Source organism: Candidatus Burkholderia verschuerenii, from assembly GCF_001189365.1.
Lineage (GTDB): Bacteria > Pseudomonadota > Gammaproteobacteria > Burkholderiales > Burkholderiaceae > Caballeronia > Caballeronia verschuerenii.
The window spans coordinates 1-15,893 of record NZ_LFJJ01000132.1 but is presented as its reverse complement, the minus strand read 5'-3'; the positions used below and the strand labels follow the sequence as shown (position 1 = coordinate 15,893).

9 protein-coding genes and 5 pseudogenes are annotated in these 15,893 nt (G+C 63.4%); 5 read left to right on the top strand and 9 right to left on the bottom strand.

Going from position 1 to position 15,893, the window contains the following annotated elements:
- Positions 1 to 133: 133 nt before the first annotated feature.
- The 5 genes and pseudogenes from BVER_RS19880 to BVER_RS19860 form a co-directional block, all read right to left on the bottom strand.
- Positions 134 to 1,052, bottom strand: a pseudogene (locus BVER_RS19880) (porin); the annotation flags it as partial.
- Between the two features lie 290 nt (positions 1,053 to 1,342).
- A complete protein-coding gene (locus BVER_RS19875; protein ID WP_050454770.1) occupies positions 1,343 to 2,494 on the bottom strand; it encodes a porin in 1,152 nt (383 codons plus the stop codon).
- Between the two features lie 547 nt (positions 2,495 to 3,041).
- Positions 3,042 to 3,821, bottom strand: a complete 780-nt coding sequence (locus BVER_RS19870) for an ABC transporter ATP-binding protein (protein ID WP_050454768.1) — start codon at positions 3,819 to 3,821, stop codon at positions 3,042 to 3,044.
- 29 nt (positions 3,822 to 3,850) lie between these two features.
- A complete protein-coding gene (locus BVER_RS19865; RefSeq protein WP_050454767.1) occupies positions 3,851 to 4,564 on the bottom strand; it encodes an ABC transporter permease in 714 nt (237 codons plus the stop codon).
- 18 nt (positions 4,565 to 4,582) lie between these two features.
- The gene (locus BVER_RS19860) at positions 4,583 to 5,269 is read right to left on the bottom strand and encodes an ABC transporter permease (RefSeq protein ID WP_050454766.1); all 687 of its coding nucleotides are present in this window, start codon (positions 5,267 to 5,269) and stop codon (positions 4,583 to 4,585) included.
- A gap of 490 nt (positions 5,270 to 5,759) precedes the next feature.
- Here BVER_RS19860 and BVER_RS19855 point away from each other — a divergent pair, with 490 nt between their 5' ends.
- A complete protein-coding gene (locus BVER_RS19855) occupies positions 5,760 to 6,458 on the top strand; it encodes a pirin family protein (protein WP_050454765.1) in 699 nt (232 codons plus the stop codon).
- Positions 6,459 to 6,538: 80 nt separating this feature from the next.
- On the opposite strand, the gene BVER_RS19850 is transcribed toward BVER_RS19855, so the two are convergent.
- On the bottom strand, positions 6,539 to 7,117 hold the full coding sequence (locus BVER_RS19850) for a Spy/CpxP family protein refolding chaperone (RefSeq protein WP_050454764.1): 579 nt from the start codon (positions 7,115 to 7,117) through the stop codon (positions 6,539 to 6,541).
- A gap of 231 nt (positions 7,118 to 7,348) precedes the next feature.
- Between BVER_RS19850 and BVER_RS19845 the strand changes: the two are divergent.
- Positions 7,349 to 8,072, top strand: a pseudogene (locus BVER_RS19845) (response regulator).
- A pseudogene (locus BVER_RS19840) lies at positions 8,056 to 9,391 on the top strand (ATP-binding protein). The pseudogenes BVER_RS19845 and BVER_RS19840 overlap by 17 nt, the downstream one beginning before the upstream one ends.
- Positions 9,392 to 9,467: 76 nt before the next feature.
- On the opposite strand, the gene BVER_RS19835 reads toward BVER_RS19840, so the two are convergent.
- Together BVER_RS19835 and BVER_RS19830 are read right to left on the bottom strand one after the other, a co-directional pair.
- Positions 9,468 to 9,731, bottom strand: a complete 264-nt coding sequence (locus BVER_RS19835) for a hypothetical protein (RefSeq protein ID WP_050454769.1) — start codon at positions 9,729 to 9,731, stop codon at positions 9,468 to 9,470.
- A gap of 116 nt (positions 9,732 to 9,847) precedes the next feature.
- A pseudogene (locus tag BVER_RS19830) lies at positions 9,848 to 11,536 on the bottom strand (sensor domain-containing diguanylate cyclase).
- A gap of 823 nt (positions 11,537 to 12,359) precedes the next feature.
- Here BVER_RS19830 and BVER_RS19825 point away from each other — a divergent pair.
- Together BVER_RS19825 and BVER_RS19820 are read left to right on the top strand one after the other, a co-directional pair.
- Complete coding sequence (locus tag BVER_RS19825) at positions 12,360 to 14,129, top strand: ABC transporter permease (protein WP_050454763.1); 1,770 nt, start codon at positions 12,360 to 12,362, stop codon at positions 14,127 to 14,129.
- 12 nt (positions 14,130 to 14,141) lie between these two features.
- Complete coding sequence (locus tag BVER_RS19820; protein ID WP_050454762.1) at positions 14,142 to 15,512, top strand: ABC transporter ATP-binding protein; 1,371 nt, start codon at positions 14,142 to 14,144, stop codon at positions 15,510 to 15,512.
- Positions 15,513 to 15,585: 73 nt separating this feature from the next.
- Here BVER_RS19820 and BVER_RS19815 read toward each other — a convergent pair.
- Positions 15,586 to 15,772, bottom strand: a pseudogene (locus tag BVER_RS19815) (hypothetical protein); the annotation flags it as partial.
- Between the last annotated feature and the right edge of the window lie 121 nt (positions 15,773 to 15,893).

The following is a 15,893-nucleotide window of genomic DNA, read 5'->3' as shown; positions in this document are numbered from 1 at the left end:
CACGTTTTCAGCTCAACGTCATGCCTCAACCTCTACTCGTGCGCTGCAGACCTGGCTGAGATGTGCGTTTACGTTTGCACCAGACTGCGTCGTCGGGTCCATTCCGGCAAATTCAATTTTGCAGGCCCGACTAGATGGTCGCATTGCCCGTGCCATTGTTGCCGTTGACGTGATACACCGCGCCGATCAGCGCGGCGGCCGGCGTCGCCTGCCACGTCACGCCGCCCCATTCGTGATCGAGCGTACTCGGCTGGCCCGCCAGCAGCGCCGTCATGCCCGACGTGCGAACCGCCTGATAGCCGCCCTGAAGCTTGAACTGGCCGAGGAACACGTTGAACATCGCGGTGTATTCGCGCGAATACGCGTACACGCTGTTGCCGCCGAGCTGACCGTTGGCCGGATTGCGAATTTCGTCATAGATGCCGCGTACCTGGAAGAACGGCGCCGTGTAGGTGACCTGCGCGCCGGCTTCGCGGCCTTGCGGCGTCGTGCCGTTGCCGTTCCAGCTCGTTGCATTCGACAGCGCGTACTGGCCGTAGAAATCGAATCCCGCAAACTTCGGCGACTGATACGAAACGTTATTGCTCGACTGCGGCCAGTTGCGATTTCGCACCAGCGATGCCGACGACCAGTTCGATTGCCCGAACGGATCGAAATCCCACACGCCATTGGAGATGAACAGTTCGCGGCCCATCAGGAACGTACCGTACTGATCGTTCGTCATGTCGACGGTCGCCCAGCGGTTGAACAGGTTGCCGCCTTGACCGTTCATCGTGTTGAAGCCGCCTTCGAGATGGAACACGACGCGATTGCCGCCGCCGATATCCTCGACGCCCTTCATACCCCACAGGCTGGTGCCCCAGTCGCCGCTTTCCGCGCGGAAGCGGTTGGTGCTGCCGGTTGGCCTGACCGTCACGGCCGGCGCCCGTCGGCGCGCCGTTCATGTATTCGAGGCCTGCGTCGAGGCGGCCATAGAGCGTCACGCTGCTTTGCGCATAGGCAGTCGAGCCGAACGTCAGCAGCGCGCACGCCGCGATCAATACTTTTTTCAACATCTTCTCCTCCAACCCCGCAAAAAAATGGTTCTTCGAAACGGCCGGCGCTGCATCGTTCAGCGACTGGCTTGGGCGGGAATTTTGGAGGAGAACGACGGGTCTGAAAGCTTCGTTTTTGTAGAATTTCGTGCCGATCTTGACAACGCGTCACGTCGCGTTCTTACGCATTCCAAATGCGTCGGCGCAATAAAAAACGGTGCGATACCCTTTCGGATACCGCACCGATACGCGCCTCTCGCAGCAGCGTGAAAACCTTCTAGATCAAGACTCTTCGGTCAGCCTCGTGTTTAGAACGAGTGCTGGATGCCCGCATACACGCCGGTCTGGCTGTGGCCCGGGAACGGATTGTCCGTCGAGGCCGCCGCCGAACCGTAGTTGTTGGCGTTCAGGCCGTAGTTGGCGCTCTTGCTGTTCTGCACCGTCGCGACCTGCAGATCGAGCAGGGTGCGCTTGGACAGGTTGTACGAGCCGCCGACCGTGTAGATGGTCGCGTTACCCGCGCCGTTGTTGCCGTTCACGTGATAGACCGCCGCGATCAGCGCTGCCGCCGGCGTTGCCTGCCATGTCACGCCGCCCCATTCGTGATCGAGCGTCGTCGGCTGGCCGGGCAGCATGCCCGTCATGCCGGACGAACGGATCGCCTGGTAAGCGCCCTGAATCTTGAACTGGCCGAGGAACACGTTGACGGCTGCCGTGTATTCGCGCGAATAGCCGTACACGCCGTTGCCGCCCGCACCGCCGTCGATGGCGTTGTACACGCCGCCGAGCGTACCGTTGGCCGGGTTGCGGATTTCGTCGTACATACCGCGGATCTGGAACAGCGGCGTCGTGTAGGTGATCGCAGCGCCACCTTCACGGCCTTGCGGCGTCGTGCCGTTACCGTTCCAGTTCGTCGCGTTCGACAGCGCGTACTGGCCGTAGAAGTCGAAGCCCGCGAACTTGGGCGACTGGTACGAAATGTTGTTGCTAGATTGCGGCCAGTTACGACCACGCACCAGCGACGCCGACGACCAGTTCGACTGACCGAACGGGTCGAAGTCCCATACCTGGTTCGAGATGAACAGTTCGCGGCCCAACAGCAGCGTACCGTAGTTGCTGTTCGCGACACCGACCGTCGCCCAGCGATTGAAGAGACCGCCGTTACCCGGGCCTGCGCCCGTCATGGTGTTGAAGCTGCCTTCCAACTGGAACACGGCGCGATAGCCGCCGCCGAGATCCTCGACGCCCTTCATACCCCACAAGCTCGTGCCCCAGTCGCCGCTTTCCGCTTTGAAGCGGTGCGAGCTGCCCGTGGCGGGTGCGCCAGCCGGGCCGGTCGGCACGCCGTTCATAAATTCTAGACCCGCGTCCAGGCGGCCATACAGCGTCACGCTGCTCTGAGCGTGCGCTCCCGCGCTGAACGCCAGCAGTGCTGCCGACGCGAGCAAAGCTTTCTTCATCATCTCCTCCAACCCTGTCAAAAAAGAACCCAAGTTGCTGCCGTGTGGTTCGATGCGAACGCATCCAACCGAAAAGTTGTTTTCAGAGGCAGGACACGCGCGGGCTGTGATGCTAGTGAAGGTCCGTGCGTCGAGGGCTCGGACCCGACCCATCGATCGGTGTCTCCCTCTATTTCTTGGTTTTGAAGTAAAATTACTTTTTGAGAACTTCATTTTGGTACTTTGATTACCAATTTAACAAAAAGTGTTTAGACGCCAAAGAAAATTACTGCTTGGCGGCTCGTTGTGTCAAAAATGCCATGCCGGTGTGGTATGGACACGACCCATAGCATGGGAAATCGCCCGCAAAGCCTTATGGGATAAGGCTTCGCTGCCGTGTAAGTTTCAGGGTCAGGTTTCACGCCTATTGACGTGGATGCGCGGTGGCGCTAGGTCCGGAAAGCGCGCGAATCGTAGGTTTTTTAGTACGCGCAAACGCAAAAAAAGCGCCTTCGCAGGCGCTTTTATCTTCATACATGGCGTGACGACCGCAGTCGTGATGAAGCGACTACTTCAGACTGCCCGACAGGAACTGTTTGAGCCGCTCGCTTTTCGTGTTGCCGAAAACATCGTCCGGGCGGCCTTCCTCTTCGATGCGCCCCTGATGCAGGAACACCACGTGATTCGACACGTTGCGCGCGAACGCCATTTCGTGCGTGACGACGATCATCGTGCGGCCTTCCTCGGCGAGCGTCTGCATCACCTTCAACACTTCGCCGACGAGTTTCGGGTCGAGCGCGGAGGTCGGTTCGTCGAACAGCATCACGTCGGGATGCATCGCCAGCGCCCGCGCGATCGCCACGCGCTGCTGCTGTCCGCCGGACAGATGCGACGGATACTGCTTTTCCAGACGCGGCGCGAGGCCAACCTTCTCCAGATACGTGCGCGCGCGTTCCTCGGCGTCCTTCTTCGAGATGCCGAGCACGTTCACCGGCGCTTCGATCACGTTCTCCAGCACGTTCATGTGCGACCACAGATTGAAGTGCTGGAACACCATCGACAGCTTCGAGCGCATCTGGCGCAACTGCTTCGGATCGGCGACTTTCAGCGCGCCGGTCTTGTCCTTCATCGTGCGGACTTCCGCGCCGTCGACGAAGATGCGCCCCTGATTCGGCTGCTCGAGAAAGTTGATACAACGCAGCATCGTGCTCTTGCCCGAGCCCGACGACCCGATGATGCTGATCACATCGCCCTTGTTGGCCCGGAGCGACACGCCCTTGAGCACTTCGTTGCTGCCGTACTGCTTGTGGATGTCGTCGACGAAAAGCTTGTGCTGCGTGGAATTCATGGAACGGTCCTTGGGCTTGCCTATTTGCCTTACTTACCTTGAGGCCGCAAATACGCGAGCCAGCGATGCTCGGCGCGGCGGAACAGCCACACGAGCGCGAACGAAATGCAGAGATAGAGCAGGGCGGCGATGCCGAACGCCTGGAACGACTGATACGTGGCCGAGTTCACGTCGCGCGCGATCTTGAGGATATCCGGCACGGTCGCGGTGAAGGCGACGGTCGTCGCGTGCAGCATCAGGATGACTTCGTTGCTGTAGTACGGCAGCGCGCGGCGCAAGGCCGACGGCAGAATCACCCGCCGATACAGCGTGAAGCCCGACATGCCGTAAGCGCGCGCGGCTTCGATTTCGCCGTACGGCGTCGCCTTGATCGCGCCGGCGAAGATTTCGGTGGTGTACGCGCAAGTGTTCAGCGTGAACGCAAGCAGTGTGCAGTTCATGCCGCTTCGGAAGAACTCGGCCATCAGCGCGTGATCGCGCACGACCTGCAAACTGTACAGGCCGGTGTAGCACAGCAGCAGCTGCACATACAGCGGCGTGCCGCGAAACACATACGTATACAACCAGACACTTCGCGACAGCAGCTTGTTCTTCGACACGCGCGCGACCGCGAGCGGCACGGACAGACAAAAGCCCAGCCCGATGGAAATGACCAGCAGCCACATCGTGATCGCGAGACCCGTGATGCGGTAACCGTCGGTGAAGAGGTAGTTCTTCCAGTATTCCTGGATGATTTCAATCATGATCGATGCCGCTCGGGGTTAGAGGTCAGCACGGCGCACGCCGGTGGAATAGCGCCGTTCCAGCCAGATCAGCACGAAATTCGAGATCGTGGTGATCGCGAGATAGATCGCGCCCGCGAGTAGCGTGAAAAAGAAGAAGCGCAGGGTGCCCTTGCCGGCGTCCTGCGACGCCTTGACGACATCCGCGAGGCCGATGATCGACACCAGCGCCGTCGCCTTGACCATCACCTGCCAGTTGTTGCCGATGCCGGGCAGCGCGAAACGCATCATCTGCGGAAACATGATGCGGGAGAAGGTCTGCCACGGCGTCATGCCATAGGCCGCACCGGCTTCGAGCTGGCCGCGCGGCACCGACAGGAACGTGCCCCGGAAGGTTTCGGTGAAGTACGCGCCGTAGATGAAGCCGAGCACCAGAATGCCCGCCAGGAACGGGTCGATATCGATCTGATCCCAGCCGATCGCGTCGGTCAGCATGTTCAGCCAGATCTGGATGCTGTAGAAGAGCAGCAGCATCAGCACGAGATCGGGCACGCCGCGGATCAGCGTCGTGTAGACGGTGCCGATGCCCGACGCGAGCCGGTTCTTCGACAGCTTGGCCGCCGCGCCGACCAGTCCGATCAGGAAGGCGAACGCGAGCGAGAGTACCGCTAGCTTGACGGTCTGCCAGGTGCCCGCGAGGATCAGCGGGCCGTAGCCTTGCAACATGGTGATTCCTTGGTAATGGGCCTGACGTGCGATGCCTTGCCTCGTGAGCATTCGGCGGGGCACGCGGCGGTCTCTTGCGCGATGCGTCCGGGCAGCGCCGGTGACGGCGCGCGCCGCTGCGTCCATTTCTCCATTTCTCCATTTCTCTTGCCGGCCGCCGCTCCGAGCTTCGAAGCACTCAGCGCGGGCGCCGGCGGTCGCTATTCTAGGTGGCCAAAATTGGGCGCCGCCGTTGCTGCTTACCCTGCCACGCGGGCGGTCAACCGGCATGATCGGCATATTTGACATGCCCGACGATGCGCTTTCCGCCATCGTCGCCCCGAAAAGCGCGGTATTTTACCCGAACCCGATGCGTGCGCCAGCGCTTGCCGGACGATTCCGATTACATCTACTAGCGGGACAATGTAGTGCTTCGGCGCGCGTTGTTCCGCACGGTCGTCGCCCTTACATTCTCTCCATCGCAAATCAACGCCCAGGGCGGGAGCACATCATGTTCGAAATTCGTCGCAGCAATGAACGCGGCCACGCCAACCACGGATGGCTCGATTCGTATCACAGCTTTTCCTTCGCCGATTACCACGATCCGAAGCACGTTCACTTCGGCGCGCTGCACGTGATCAACGAGGACTATATCGACGGCGGCCAGGGTTTCGGCACGCACGGCCATCGCGACATGGAGATCGTCACGTACATGCTCGGCGGCGCGCTCGCGCATCGCGACAGCATGGGCAACGGCTCCAGCATCCGTCCCGGCGACGTGCAGCGCATGAGCGCCGGCACGGGCGTGCGCCATAGCGAATTCAACGGTTCGCAGACCGAGACGGCCCATCTGCTGCAAATCTGGATCATTCCGGATGCGCCGGGCGGTGCGCCGGGCTACGAGGAAAAGCGTTTTGCCGATGAAGACAAGCGCGGCCGCCTGCGCGTGATCGCCTCGCGCGATGGCGAGAACGGATCGGTGAAGATGGGCGCGGACGCGCGCATTTTCGCGGGCCTCTTTGATGGCGCCGAACGCGCGGAGTTCGACGTGCCGGCCGGTCGCCGCGTGTACGTGCATGTGGCGCGCGGCGCGATCTCGGTGAACGGCGAAGCGCTGTCGGCAGGCGACGCCGCCAAGCTCGAAGACGTGTCGAAAGTGACGCTGGAGAAGGGCGCGAACGCCGAAGTCCTGCTGTTCGATCTCGCCTGATCGACGCGCGTCGGAACGAAAAAACCGCGGAGGCTGTTACGCTCCGCGGTTTTTTCATGCGCGATCGATACTCAACGCGCTTACGGCTTGGCAGGCGCCGATGCCGCCGATGCCGCGCCCGGACCGCCGTGGCCCTTGCCCCAGCGCTCGTGCATGCGATGCTCGTGGTCGCGCATGCGCTCGAAGTGCTTCTTGAGCGCGCTGCTGACGGTCGTCTTCTGCTGGTCGTTCAGCGCGTTGTAGAAGTTCAGCCACGCGCCGGTGGTCTGCTCGCGCAGTTGCGAATCCTGCGCTTCCATCTTCTGATGCGCGTCGTGCATCGCGTTCAGGTCGAGGATCGGCTGGTTTTCCATCGACTTGAACTGATCGTGCAACTGCTTGTGCGCCTCGAACATGGACTTGCGGTTCTGCTTCATGGTGTCGAGCGCGGTCTGCCACAGCTTTTCCTGATCCGCATTGAGCTTCAGCTGGGCGTGCAGCTCGTCCATCTGCTTCTTCATGCGTTCTTCCATGCGATGACCGCCGGGTCCGCCCATCATCATGCCGGGACCGCCGGGGGGCGGCGCGGGCGGGGCGTCGTTGCTGGCGGCGTAGGCCGTGCCGATGGTCAGCGCGATCGCGGTCGCGGCGGCGGTAAGGATGCGGTATTGCTTGCCCATCGTGAACTCCCATCATTGTTGTCGATGCCGAAGCGACGAGGTTTCGCTTTCGCGTGAAGAACCTGTCCTTGTCGGTGAGACACAGCGTAGGGCTTGGCAAAGACCCGCGTGTTACGGCATGGTTGGAGCTTATTACGCAGGTTTACGCACTGCTTTCGTCGTAACACCCCGTAACCCTTGCGGCAGGCTTGTCATCAATCGCCGCCCGACTCACGCGCTAAACTCCGTCCCATGACTACGCAAATACTTGTCGTCGACGACGACGCCGAACTGCGCGATCTTCTGCGCGACTATCTGGTCCGGCAGGGCATCGAAGTCTCGGTGCTGCACGACGCCGGTGGACTCGAACGCCGTATCGAACGCGAGCGGCCGGATCTGATCGTGCTCGATCTGATGATGCCGGGCGTCGACGGCCTGACCGCGCTGAAATCGCTGCGCGCCTCCGGCGACAACATCCCCGTGATCATGCTGACCGCCCGCGCGGACGACGTGGACCGCATCGTCGGTCTGGAACTCGGCGCGGACGATTACCTCGGCAAGCCGTTCAATCCCCGCGAACTGCTGGCGCGCGTGCAGGCCGTGCTGCGCCTGCCGCCGTACGGTGCCGTCGGCGGCGCCGGAGCAGCGCGAGCCGTATTCGTTCGGCCGCTTCCGGCTGGATTTCCAGTCGCGCACGCTGCAACAGGACGATCGTCCGATCACGCTGTCCGGCAGCGAATTCGCGCTCCTGAAAATTTTCGTCAACAACCCGATGCGCACGCTCACGCGCGAGCGCCTGCTCGAATTGCTGCACGGGCCGGAATACGACGGCACCGACCGCGGCATCGACGTGCAGGTGTGGCGACTGCGGCGCATTCTGGAGACCGATCCATCCGCGCCGCGTTTCATTCAAACGGTGCGCGGGCGCGGTTACGTGTTCGTGCCCGACGGCGAGCAAAATGCGCCGGCCAATTGACAGTCTGTTCGGACGGCTGGTCGTCATCGTCATCGGCATGCTGGTGTTGTCGCATGTCGCGTGGTTTGCGATCATCCGCTTCGAACGCGACAACGTGCAGACGAGCTTCGCCGTCGAGGAAGCCGTGTTTCTCGTCGAGGCGGTGCGTCAGCACATCAGCAATACGCCGGATCAACCCTTGCCGCCGCGCGTGCGGGTCGTCGATTTGCGCAGCCCCGAAGTGCCGCGCCTGCCCGATGAAGACACGCCACCGCCGCTGCAACGCTTTCTCGAAGACCTGAAAGACCGCCTGCCCGAAGGCACCGACGTGCGCCTGAACGAGCCCGGCGCGCCGCCGAGCGTCTGGGTGCACGGCGCCAAGGACCCGGGCTGGATCGTCGTGCCGGTGCAGCCGCTGCGCCCGCCGCGCTCGCGCGATCGCATGCTGGTGTGGCTCGCGCTGATCTTCTCGTGCGCGGTGCTGGCCGCGCTGTTCGCCGCGTGGCAGTTGCAGTCGCCGCTGCGGGCGCTGGCGCAGGCGGTGCAGCGCTTCGGGCGCGGCATGCCCACGCCGCCCGTGCCGGAACGCGGCCCGCGCGAATTGCGGCAGCTCACCCACGGCTTCAACACGATGGTGCGCGAAGTCTCGCAGACAGAAAGCGATCGCGCGGTGATGCTCGCGGGCGTCGCGCACGATCTGAAGACGCCGCTCGCGCGCCTGCGCTTGCGCTTGCGCGCCGAGATGATGGACGACGAAAAGATGCGCGACGGCGTGGTGCGCGACGTCGATTCGATGGCGCATATCGTCGATCAGTTTCTGGTGTTCGCGCACGACCGGCCGGACGGCAGCGAGCCGGTCGGCGTGGACGAGCAGTGCGAGCGCATCGCGCGGGCTTACAAGGCAGTGTCGCCGAACGGCGAGCCGATCCGGCTGAATCTGGAAGCCGGACCGGGCTTCGCGCTGCCGGCGGCCACGCTCGACCGCCTGTTATCCAATCTGCTCGACAACGCGCACGCGTATGGCGCGCCGCCGGTCGTCATCGAGACGCGGCGCATGGCGAAACATTGGGAACTGGTGGTGTCCGACCACGGCAAGGGCATCGCGCCGGACGATCTCATCAAGGCGAGCCGGCCGTTCGTGCGGCTCGATCCGGCGCGCGGCGGCAGCGGTCACAGCGGGCTGGGGCTTGCCATCGTCGACCGGCTCGCGCGGCGCGTGCGAGATCGGCAACGCCGCGGAAGGCGGCCTGCGCGTCACGATGACCTTTCCCTTCGATCCGGCCACCAAGGTCGTCGCGGAACGTCGCGCCGGTTCGCAGCACGAGGAACGCACCGCGTAAGCGCTCGCCATGCGATGCGCCCTGCACACGCCTTCGGCCGCGCCGAAGGCGTTGTCGTTTGCGCGCCGTGCGCCGGTCAGTCGAACAGCGTATCCAGCGCCGACGCGGCTTCGCTGTCCACCGTGTTGTACGTCACGGTGGATGCCTCGAAGATGTAGTGCGTCGTGTACTTGCCGAGGCGCGAGAGGATTTCCTCCTGGATGACTTCCGGCGCGAGATCGATCTTGAGGAACCATGTCGTCGACGAGAGCCGCGTCTGGAACGAGCCATACTCGGCGAGCAGATGGTCGAACGTTTCAGCGTCCTGATCGCGGCACACGATGACCAGATTTCCCTTCATGCAAACCTCCGATGACAGCAGCGCTTTCGATTGAACATCGATGATACCTGTGCGCTGCGCGCGCGTCGCGATGAGCGCATGACCGTGCATTCAAAGGGTGCGGAAGCGGGGCGGTCTTACTTGCCGGCCAGCGAATTTTCCGGATGGCGCGCGGAGGGCGCGGAATCGGCGGGGCGCACCTCGCTGCGGTCGCGGCCGCGCGATTTAGCTTCGTAGAGCGCCAGGTCGGCGCGCGACAGGATCCACTCGAGCGCGTCGTCGCGAGCGAGTTCGGTGATGCCGATGCTCACCGACAGCACCGCGTCGTCCGGCAAATGCGCGCAGTGCTCGTGATGAAACCGCTTGCGAGCCATTCCAGCACGGCCTGCGCATCGGCGAGCGAGGTTTGCGGCAGCAGAATGCCGAATTCCTCGCCGCCCAGCCGGCCGATCGCATCGCTCGGGCGCAGTTGCGCGCGGCAGACTTCGACGAAATGCTCCAGCGCCCGGTCGCCCGATGCATGGCCGAAGCGGTCGTTGATCTGCTTGAAGTGATCGAGATCGGCGATGGCCACCGACAGCGGCGTGACCATCGAGCGCGCCAGTTCGATCTCGTGCCGCAGCGTGTCGAGGAAGTAGCGTCGCGACAGCGCGCCGGTCAGCGCGTCGTGGCGGGCTTCCGCCGACAGCAGCGTGTTGGCCGACTGCAACTGCTCGGCGAGATCGCGCGTGGCGCGATGCAGCCGCCGTTCGCGCGAATACGACGTGGCGATCACCAGCGCCAGCGTGGCGATGCCGAGCATCGTCAGAAACACGAGGATGCGGTCGCGGCTGTGATTGCGGCTGATTTCCGGCCAGGTCGTGAGCGGATGGACGATATGCGCCGACAGCCCCGAATTCAGGCCGGTGCGCTCGTCGTACAGCGACGGCACGCTGGCGCCGTTGGTGGTGTAGAAGCTCTGCGCGAGCGTCGGCGCGAGCCACTGCGCGGATTCGCGCATCCGGTCGCCGACGGGCACCACGCGCAGTTCGGGAAACGCCTCGCGGCTGTAGTGTTCGAGCCGTTCGCGCGGCGTCATGCGGGTGACGGGCGTATCGGGCAGCGCTTCGTTTTCGAGCTTGCCGTCGTGCGGCCATCACCACGACGCCGTTTTCGTCGGTCACGAAGGTGCCGGCGCGCGAGACCCAGTGTCGCAAACGGTCGATGCTCGCTCACCTTGGCGATCACCGCGCCCACCAGCATGCCGTCCTCGTAAGCCGGCGCGGCGATGAAAATGCCCGGTTCGCCCGACAATCGCCCGACGCCGTACATCTCGGAGAAGCCGCCGAGCAGCGCGCGCATCACGTAGACGGGCCGCTCATGTCGTAGCCGATGAAGCTGTTGGCGTCCTCCGCATTGCTCGACGCGATGCAGAAGCCCTGGTCGTTGACCAGCCAGATCGAGTCGAGGCCGGAGAAGCCTTGCGCGTCGTGCAGAAAGCGGTTGACCTTTGCCAGCGCCGGATGCGCGGTCCAGCGGATGCGCCGCTGGCTTTCCGTGCCGCCGGGGTTCGAGGCATAATGCCGCGACTGCGCGAGCGCCCGCTGCGTGAGGTCCATCTGCGCGAGCGTGGCCGGAATGGCGCGCGACATCGCCAGATCGCTCGCGATGATCTGCGCCATGTTGTCGACGATCGATGCCGCCATCTGCCGCTCCGTGCGCACCGTCGACGTCATCTCCTGCTGCACCATGCGGTCCGACAGAAAGCCGGCCGCGATCCAGCACACGAGGGCCAGCAACGCCATGCCGAGCGTGAGGATCAGACGGGGCAGGATGATCTTTTTCATCGCCGTCGGGCCGACGCGTGGGCTTACGCCTCGCCCGGACGGCACGCGCCGCCGCGAACCGGCGAAAAAGCCGGAAGACGGGCCGCGAGGGACTCGCCGCCGCTCGTCAAAAACGGGATAATCGCCGCCCGGAAGCAGCCGCGTTCCGCGCCGGACACGCGCGCGCGGCTCACGCCCGGCGCGGGCGACGGCAGCGGCTAAAGCGGTCGAAGGTCTCGAGGATAGCGTCACGCATTGCATCGGCGCTCAATATTTTGTTTGTGATAGCCAAGATTGGACGATGTTTTTTGTCGCCTATCAAGCGCCTTGTCGTATGTATGCCTTTGTAGGCATTCATACGTCTTGACGTTCGCGCGCGTCCGGTACAGCAGGTCGACGAAGCCGGTGCGCTTCTTGCCTTCTCGACGCGTCGTGCGTGCGTATCGCGAATCTCGCGTCGCTGACGGCTGGCAGGCCGGCTGAGAAGGGCTCGAAAGCGCGCATCGGGTTCGTCGCCCCTTCATTTTGCCTTCGTTGTGCCGAAGAGCAACAGAAAGATCACAGGAATGACATAGACCGTCCGGCGAAGGTTGTGTCCGTCACGCGGTTTGGTGTAGCGTCCCACGGTTCGACGCGGATCGTTCCGTGCGACGGCGAAAGCTCCGCCGTGTGTGTATGCCTGAAGGCGGGGCGGCGCGTTGTACGTCGAGCGGCGCTTCCGGGCAACGGCGTCTTGCCCGGCGACTGCTCGACGGGCGTAAAAGACCAACGAGCGTGACGATCGTCCGAAGTATCGAACCCGCGTGTACGCGGCGGCATCAAAGATTGACGGGGAGGGCGTGGAATGGAATTTGGCTTCAATCTGAATCGGACGGCGAACGCGTCGGTCTGGCGGCTTCTGCCCAACCGCTGGGACTTCATCGCCTTCCCGATGATCATCTGCATCATCGCGCTGGCGACGGTGGGTTTCCACGAGACGATGGCGCCGATGTCGACCTTGCAGTCGGCCGCGATCTCGCTCGATCCCGCCAATCTTCCCGAATACGCGTTACGCACGACCCTGCGCATGCTGCTGGCGATGCTCGCGTCGCTGATCTTCACGCTGATCTACGGCACGCTCGCGGCGAAAAGCCGGCGCGCGTCGGTCGTGCTGGTGCCGATTCTGGACATCCTGCAGTCGGTGCCAGTGCTGGGCTACATCTCGTTTACGGTGACCTTCTTCCTCGCGATGTTCCCGGGCCGCGTAATCGGCGCGGAATGCGCGGCGATCTTCGCCATCTTCACGAGCCAGGCGTGGAACATGACCTTCAGCTTCTACCAGTCGCTGCGCACGGTGCCGCGCGATCTGGACGAAGTATCGCGCGGCTTTCATCTCACCAACTGGCAGCGCTTCTGGAAGCTCGAAGTGCCGTTCTCGATGCCCGGCCTCATCTGGAACATGATGATGTCGATGTCGGGCGGCTGGTTCTTCGTGGTCGCCTCGGAAGCGATCACGGTCGGCAACCGGACCATCGTGCTGCCGGGCGTGGGCGCGTATCTGGCGGCGGCCATCGGCGAGCGCAATCTCGGCGCGATCGGCTGGGTGATCCTGGCGATGATCGTCGTCATCCTCGCCTATGACCAGTTGATGTTCCGTCCGCTGGTGGCGTGGGCCGACAAGTTCCGCATGGAGAACACCAGTTCCGGCGATGCGCCCGAATCCTGGCTGCTCGACCTGATCCGCCGCACGCGCCTGATTCACCAGTTGCTGGTGCCGGCGGGCTGGCTGCTCGCGAAGGCCGCGCGCGTGCCGATCAAGCTTCCGCCGCTGGAGCGGGTGCGCATTCCGCTCGGCAATCTCGGCAATATCCGTCCGCCGATGCCCTCCACCCGAACCGGCGATATCACCTGGGGCGCGGCCTTGTTGCTGCTGACCGCGTTTGTCGTGTGGAAGGTGGTGTCGTTCGTGGCGACGGGCGTGTCGTGGGGCGAAGTCGGCCATGTGTTCGTGCTCGGCTTCATCACGCTGATTCGTGTGGTCGTGCTGATCGCGATCGCCTCGGTGATCTGGGTGCCGATCGGCGTGCTGATCGGCTTGCGTCCGGCGCTCGCCGAGAAGATCCAGCCGCTCGCGCAGTTCCTCGCCGCGTTCCCGGCGAATCTGCTGTTCCCGGTGTTCGTCGTGGTGATCGTGCGCTTCAACCTGAACCCAGATATCTGGCTCTCGCCGCTGATCGTGCTCGGGACGCAGTGGTATATCCTGTTCAACGTGATCGCGGGCGCGTCGGCCTATCCGAACGATTACCGCGAGGCTGCGGCCAACTTTCAGATTCGCGGCTGGCAGTGGTGGAAGAACTGCATGCTGCCGGGCATTTTCCCCTTCTATATCACCGGCGCGATCACGGCGTCGGGCGGCGCGTGGAATGCGAGCATCGTCGCGGAAGCGGTGTCGTGGGGCAAGACGCAGGTGGTGGCGCACGGCCTCGGCTCGTATATCGCGCAGACGACCGCCGACGGCGCTTATCCGAAGATCATCCTGGGCATCGCCGTGATGTCGCTGTTCGTCACGCTGTTCAACCGCTTGCTGTGGCGTCCGCTGTACGCCTACGCCGAATCAAGACTTCGACTGGATTGAGGACGAGCTCCGATGCAAAACCCAAAAAATACGCCGACGTCCGCCGCGCAAACTTTCCAGCGCACATCGGGCAAGACGCCGCCGGGCACGCCGCCGCGTCTCGGCGACGAGATCATGCGTATCTCGAACGTGAGCCGTGGCTTCAACAAGACGCAGGGCGAACTGCTCGTACTCGACGACGCCAATCTCTCGCTGCGCGAAGGCGAGATCGTCGGTCTGCTCGGCCGTTCCGGTTCGGGCAAGTCGACGCTGTTGCGCATCATCTCCGGGCTGATCTCGCCGACGGCCGGTGAGGTGACCTATCTGAACGAGCCCTTGCGCGGTCCCGCGAAGGGCGTGGCGATGGTGTTTCAGACCTTCGCGCTGTTTCCGTGGCTGACCGTGCTGCAGAACGTGGAAGCCGGTCTGGAAGCGCAGGGCGTCGCCGCGCGCGAACGTCGCGAACGCGCGCTGGCCGCGATCGACTTGATCGGTCTCGACGGCTTCGAGAATGCGTATCCGCGCGAGTTGTCGGGCGGCATGCGGCAGCGCGTGGGTTTCGCGCGCGCGCTGGTCGTCGATCCAACCTTGCTGCTGATGGACGAGCCGTTCTCCGCGCTCGACGTGCTGACCGCCGAAAACCTGCGTACCGATCTGCTCGATCTGTGGACGCAAGGGCGGCTGCCGATCAAGTCGGTGCTGATCGTCACGCACAACATCGAGGAAGCGGTGTTCATGTGCGACCGGATTCTCGTGCTGTCGTCGAATCCGGGCCGCGTGATGGCCGAGATCAAGGTGCCGTTCAAGCATCCGCGCAATCGTCTGGATCCGGCGTTCCGCAAGCTCGTCGACGATATTTACGCGAAGATGACCGCGCGCCAGCTCGACGATTCGAAGAAGAAGGGCCTGGAACTCGGCAGCTGGTTGCCGTCGGTGTCGACCAACCTGATGGCCGGTCTGATCGAAACGCTCGCCGCCGCGCCGTATCACGGCCGCGCGGACATGCCGGAAATCGCGCGGACGCTGCATCTCGAGGTCGACGAACTGTTTCCGATCGCCGAAGTGCTGCAGCATCTCGGTTTCGCCGATGTGCGCGAGGGCGACATCTTCCTGACGCCGCAGGCGCGCGTGTTCGCGGAATTCGGCACGCAGGAACGCAAGATGATGTTCGCCGAGCATTTGCTGCGGCATGTGCCGCTGGCGGCGCGGATCAAGAAGGTGCTCAACGAGCGGCCGGGGCATCGCGCGCCGCGCGTGCGCTTCGAGCAGGAGCTGGAGGATTTTCTGTCCGATAGCGCCGCGCAGGAAACGCTCGACGCGGTCATCGACTGGGGACGATACGGGGAAATCTTCTCGTATAACGACCAGACGGAGATGCTGAGTCTGGAGGACGTGGAGGCTTAACGCCTGCCGTTCGACGGAAAGAAAAAGCGCGGTTTGCTGAGAAGCAACCGCGCTTTTTTGCGTCATCCTCGAGTTACTGCAAGCTTCCCCACCGACTCACCGCCGGTTCCGCCAACGCCCATTTCCAGCCGCTCGATTGCTGGCACGCCCGCGACATACCACTGCGCGGGCGAGGTCGGTTCGTCGCCATCGACGACGGAGAACGCGAACTCCTTGCAGCTTGCCAGCGCGCTGTTGAATTCGCGCAGCACGCGTACTTCGTCTGGCCTGCAAAATTGAATTTGCCGGAATGGACCCGACGACGCAGTCTGGTGCAGACGTAAACGCACATCTCAGCCAGGTCTGCAGCGCACGAGTAGAGGTTGAGGCATGACGTTGAGC

Excerpts from the sequence above, each read along its gene's own strand:
- BVER_RS19875 (WP_050454770.1), bottom strand. The coding sequence starts at position 2,494 with ATGAAGAAAGCTTTGCTCGCGTCGGCAGCACTGCTGGCGTTCAGCGCG.
- BVER_RS19835 (WP_050454769.1), bottom strand. The coding sequence starts at position 9,731 with ATGAAGGGAAATCTGGTCATCGTGTGCCGCGATCAGGACGCTGAAACG.
- BVER_RS19865 (WP_050454767.1), bottom strand. The coding sequence starts at position 4,564 with ATGATTGAAATCATCCAGGAATACTGGAAGAACTACCTCTTCACCGAC.
- BVER_RS19870 (WP_050454768.1), bottom strand. The coding sequence starts at position 3,821 with ATGAATTCCACGCAGCACAAGCTTTTCGTCGACGACATCCACAAGCAG.
- BVER_RS19820 (WP_050454762.1), top strand. The coding sequence starts at position 14,142 with ATGCAAAACCCAAAAAATACGCCGACGTCCGCCGCGCAAACTTTCCAG.
- BVER_RS19825 (WP_050454763.1), top strand. The coding sequence starts at position 12,360 with ATGGAATTTGGCTTCAATCTGAATCGGACGGCGAACGCGTCGGTCTGG.
- BVER_RS19860 (WP_050454766.1), bottom strand. The coding sequence starts at position 5,269 with ATGTTGCAAGGCTACGGCCCGCTGATCCTCGCGGGCACCTGGCAGACC.
- BVER_RS19855 (WP_050454765.1), top strand. The coding sequence starts at position 5,760 with ATGTTCGAAATTCGTCGCAGCAATGAACGCGGCCACGCCAACCACGGA.
- BVER_RS19850 (WP_050454764.1), bottom strand. The coding sequence starts at position 7,117 with ATGGGCAAGCAATACCGCATCCTTACCGCCGCCGCGACCGCGATCGCG.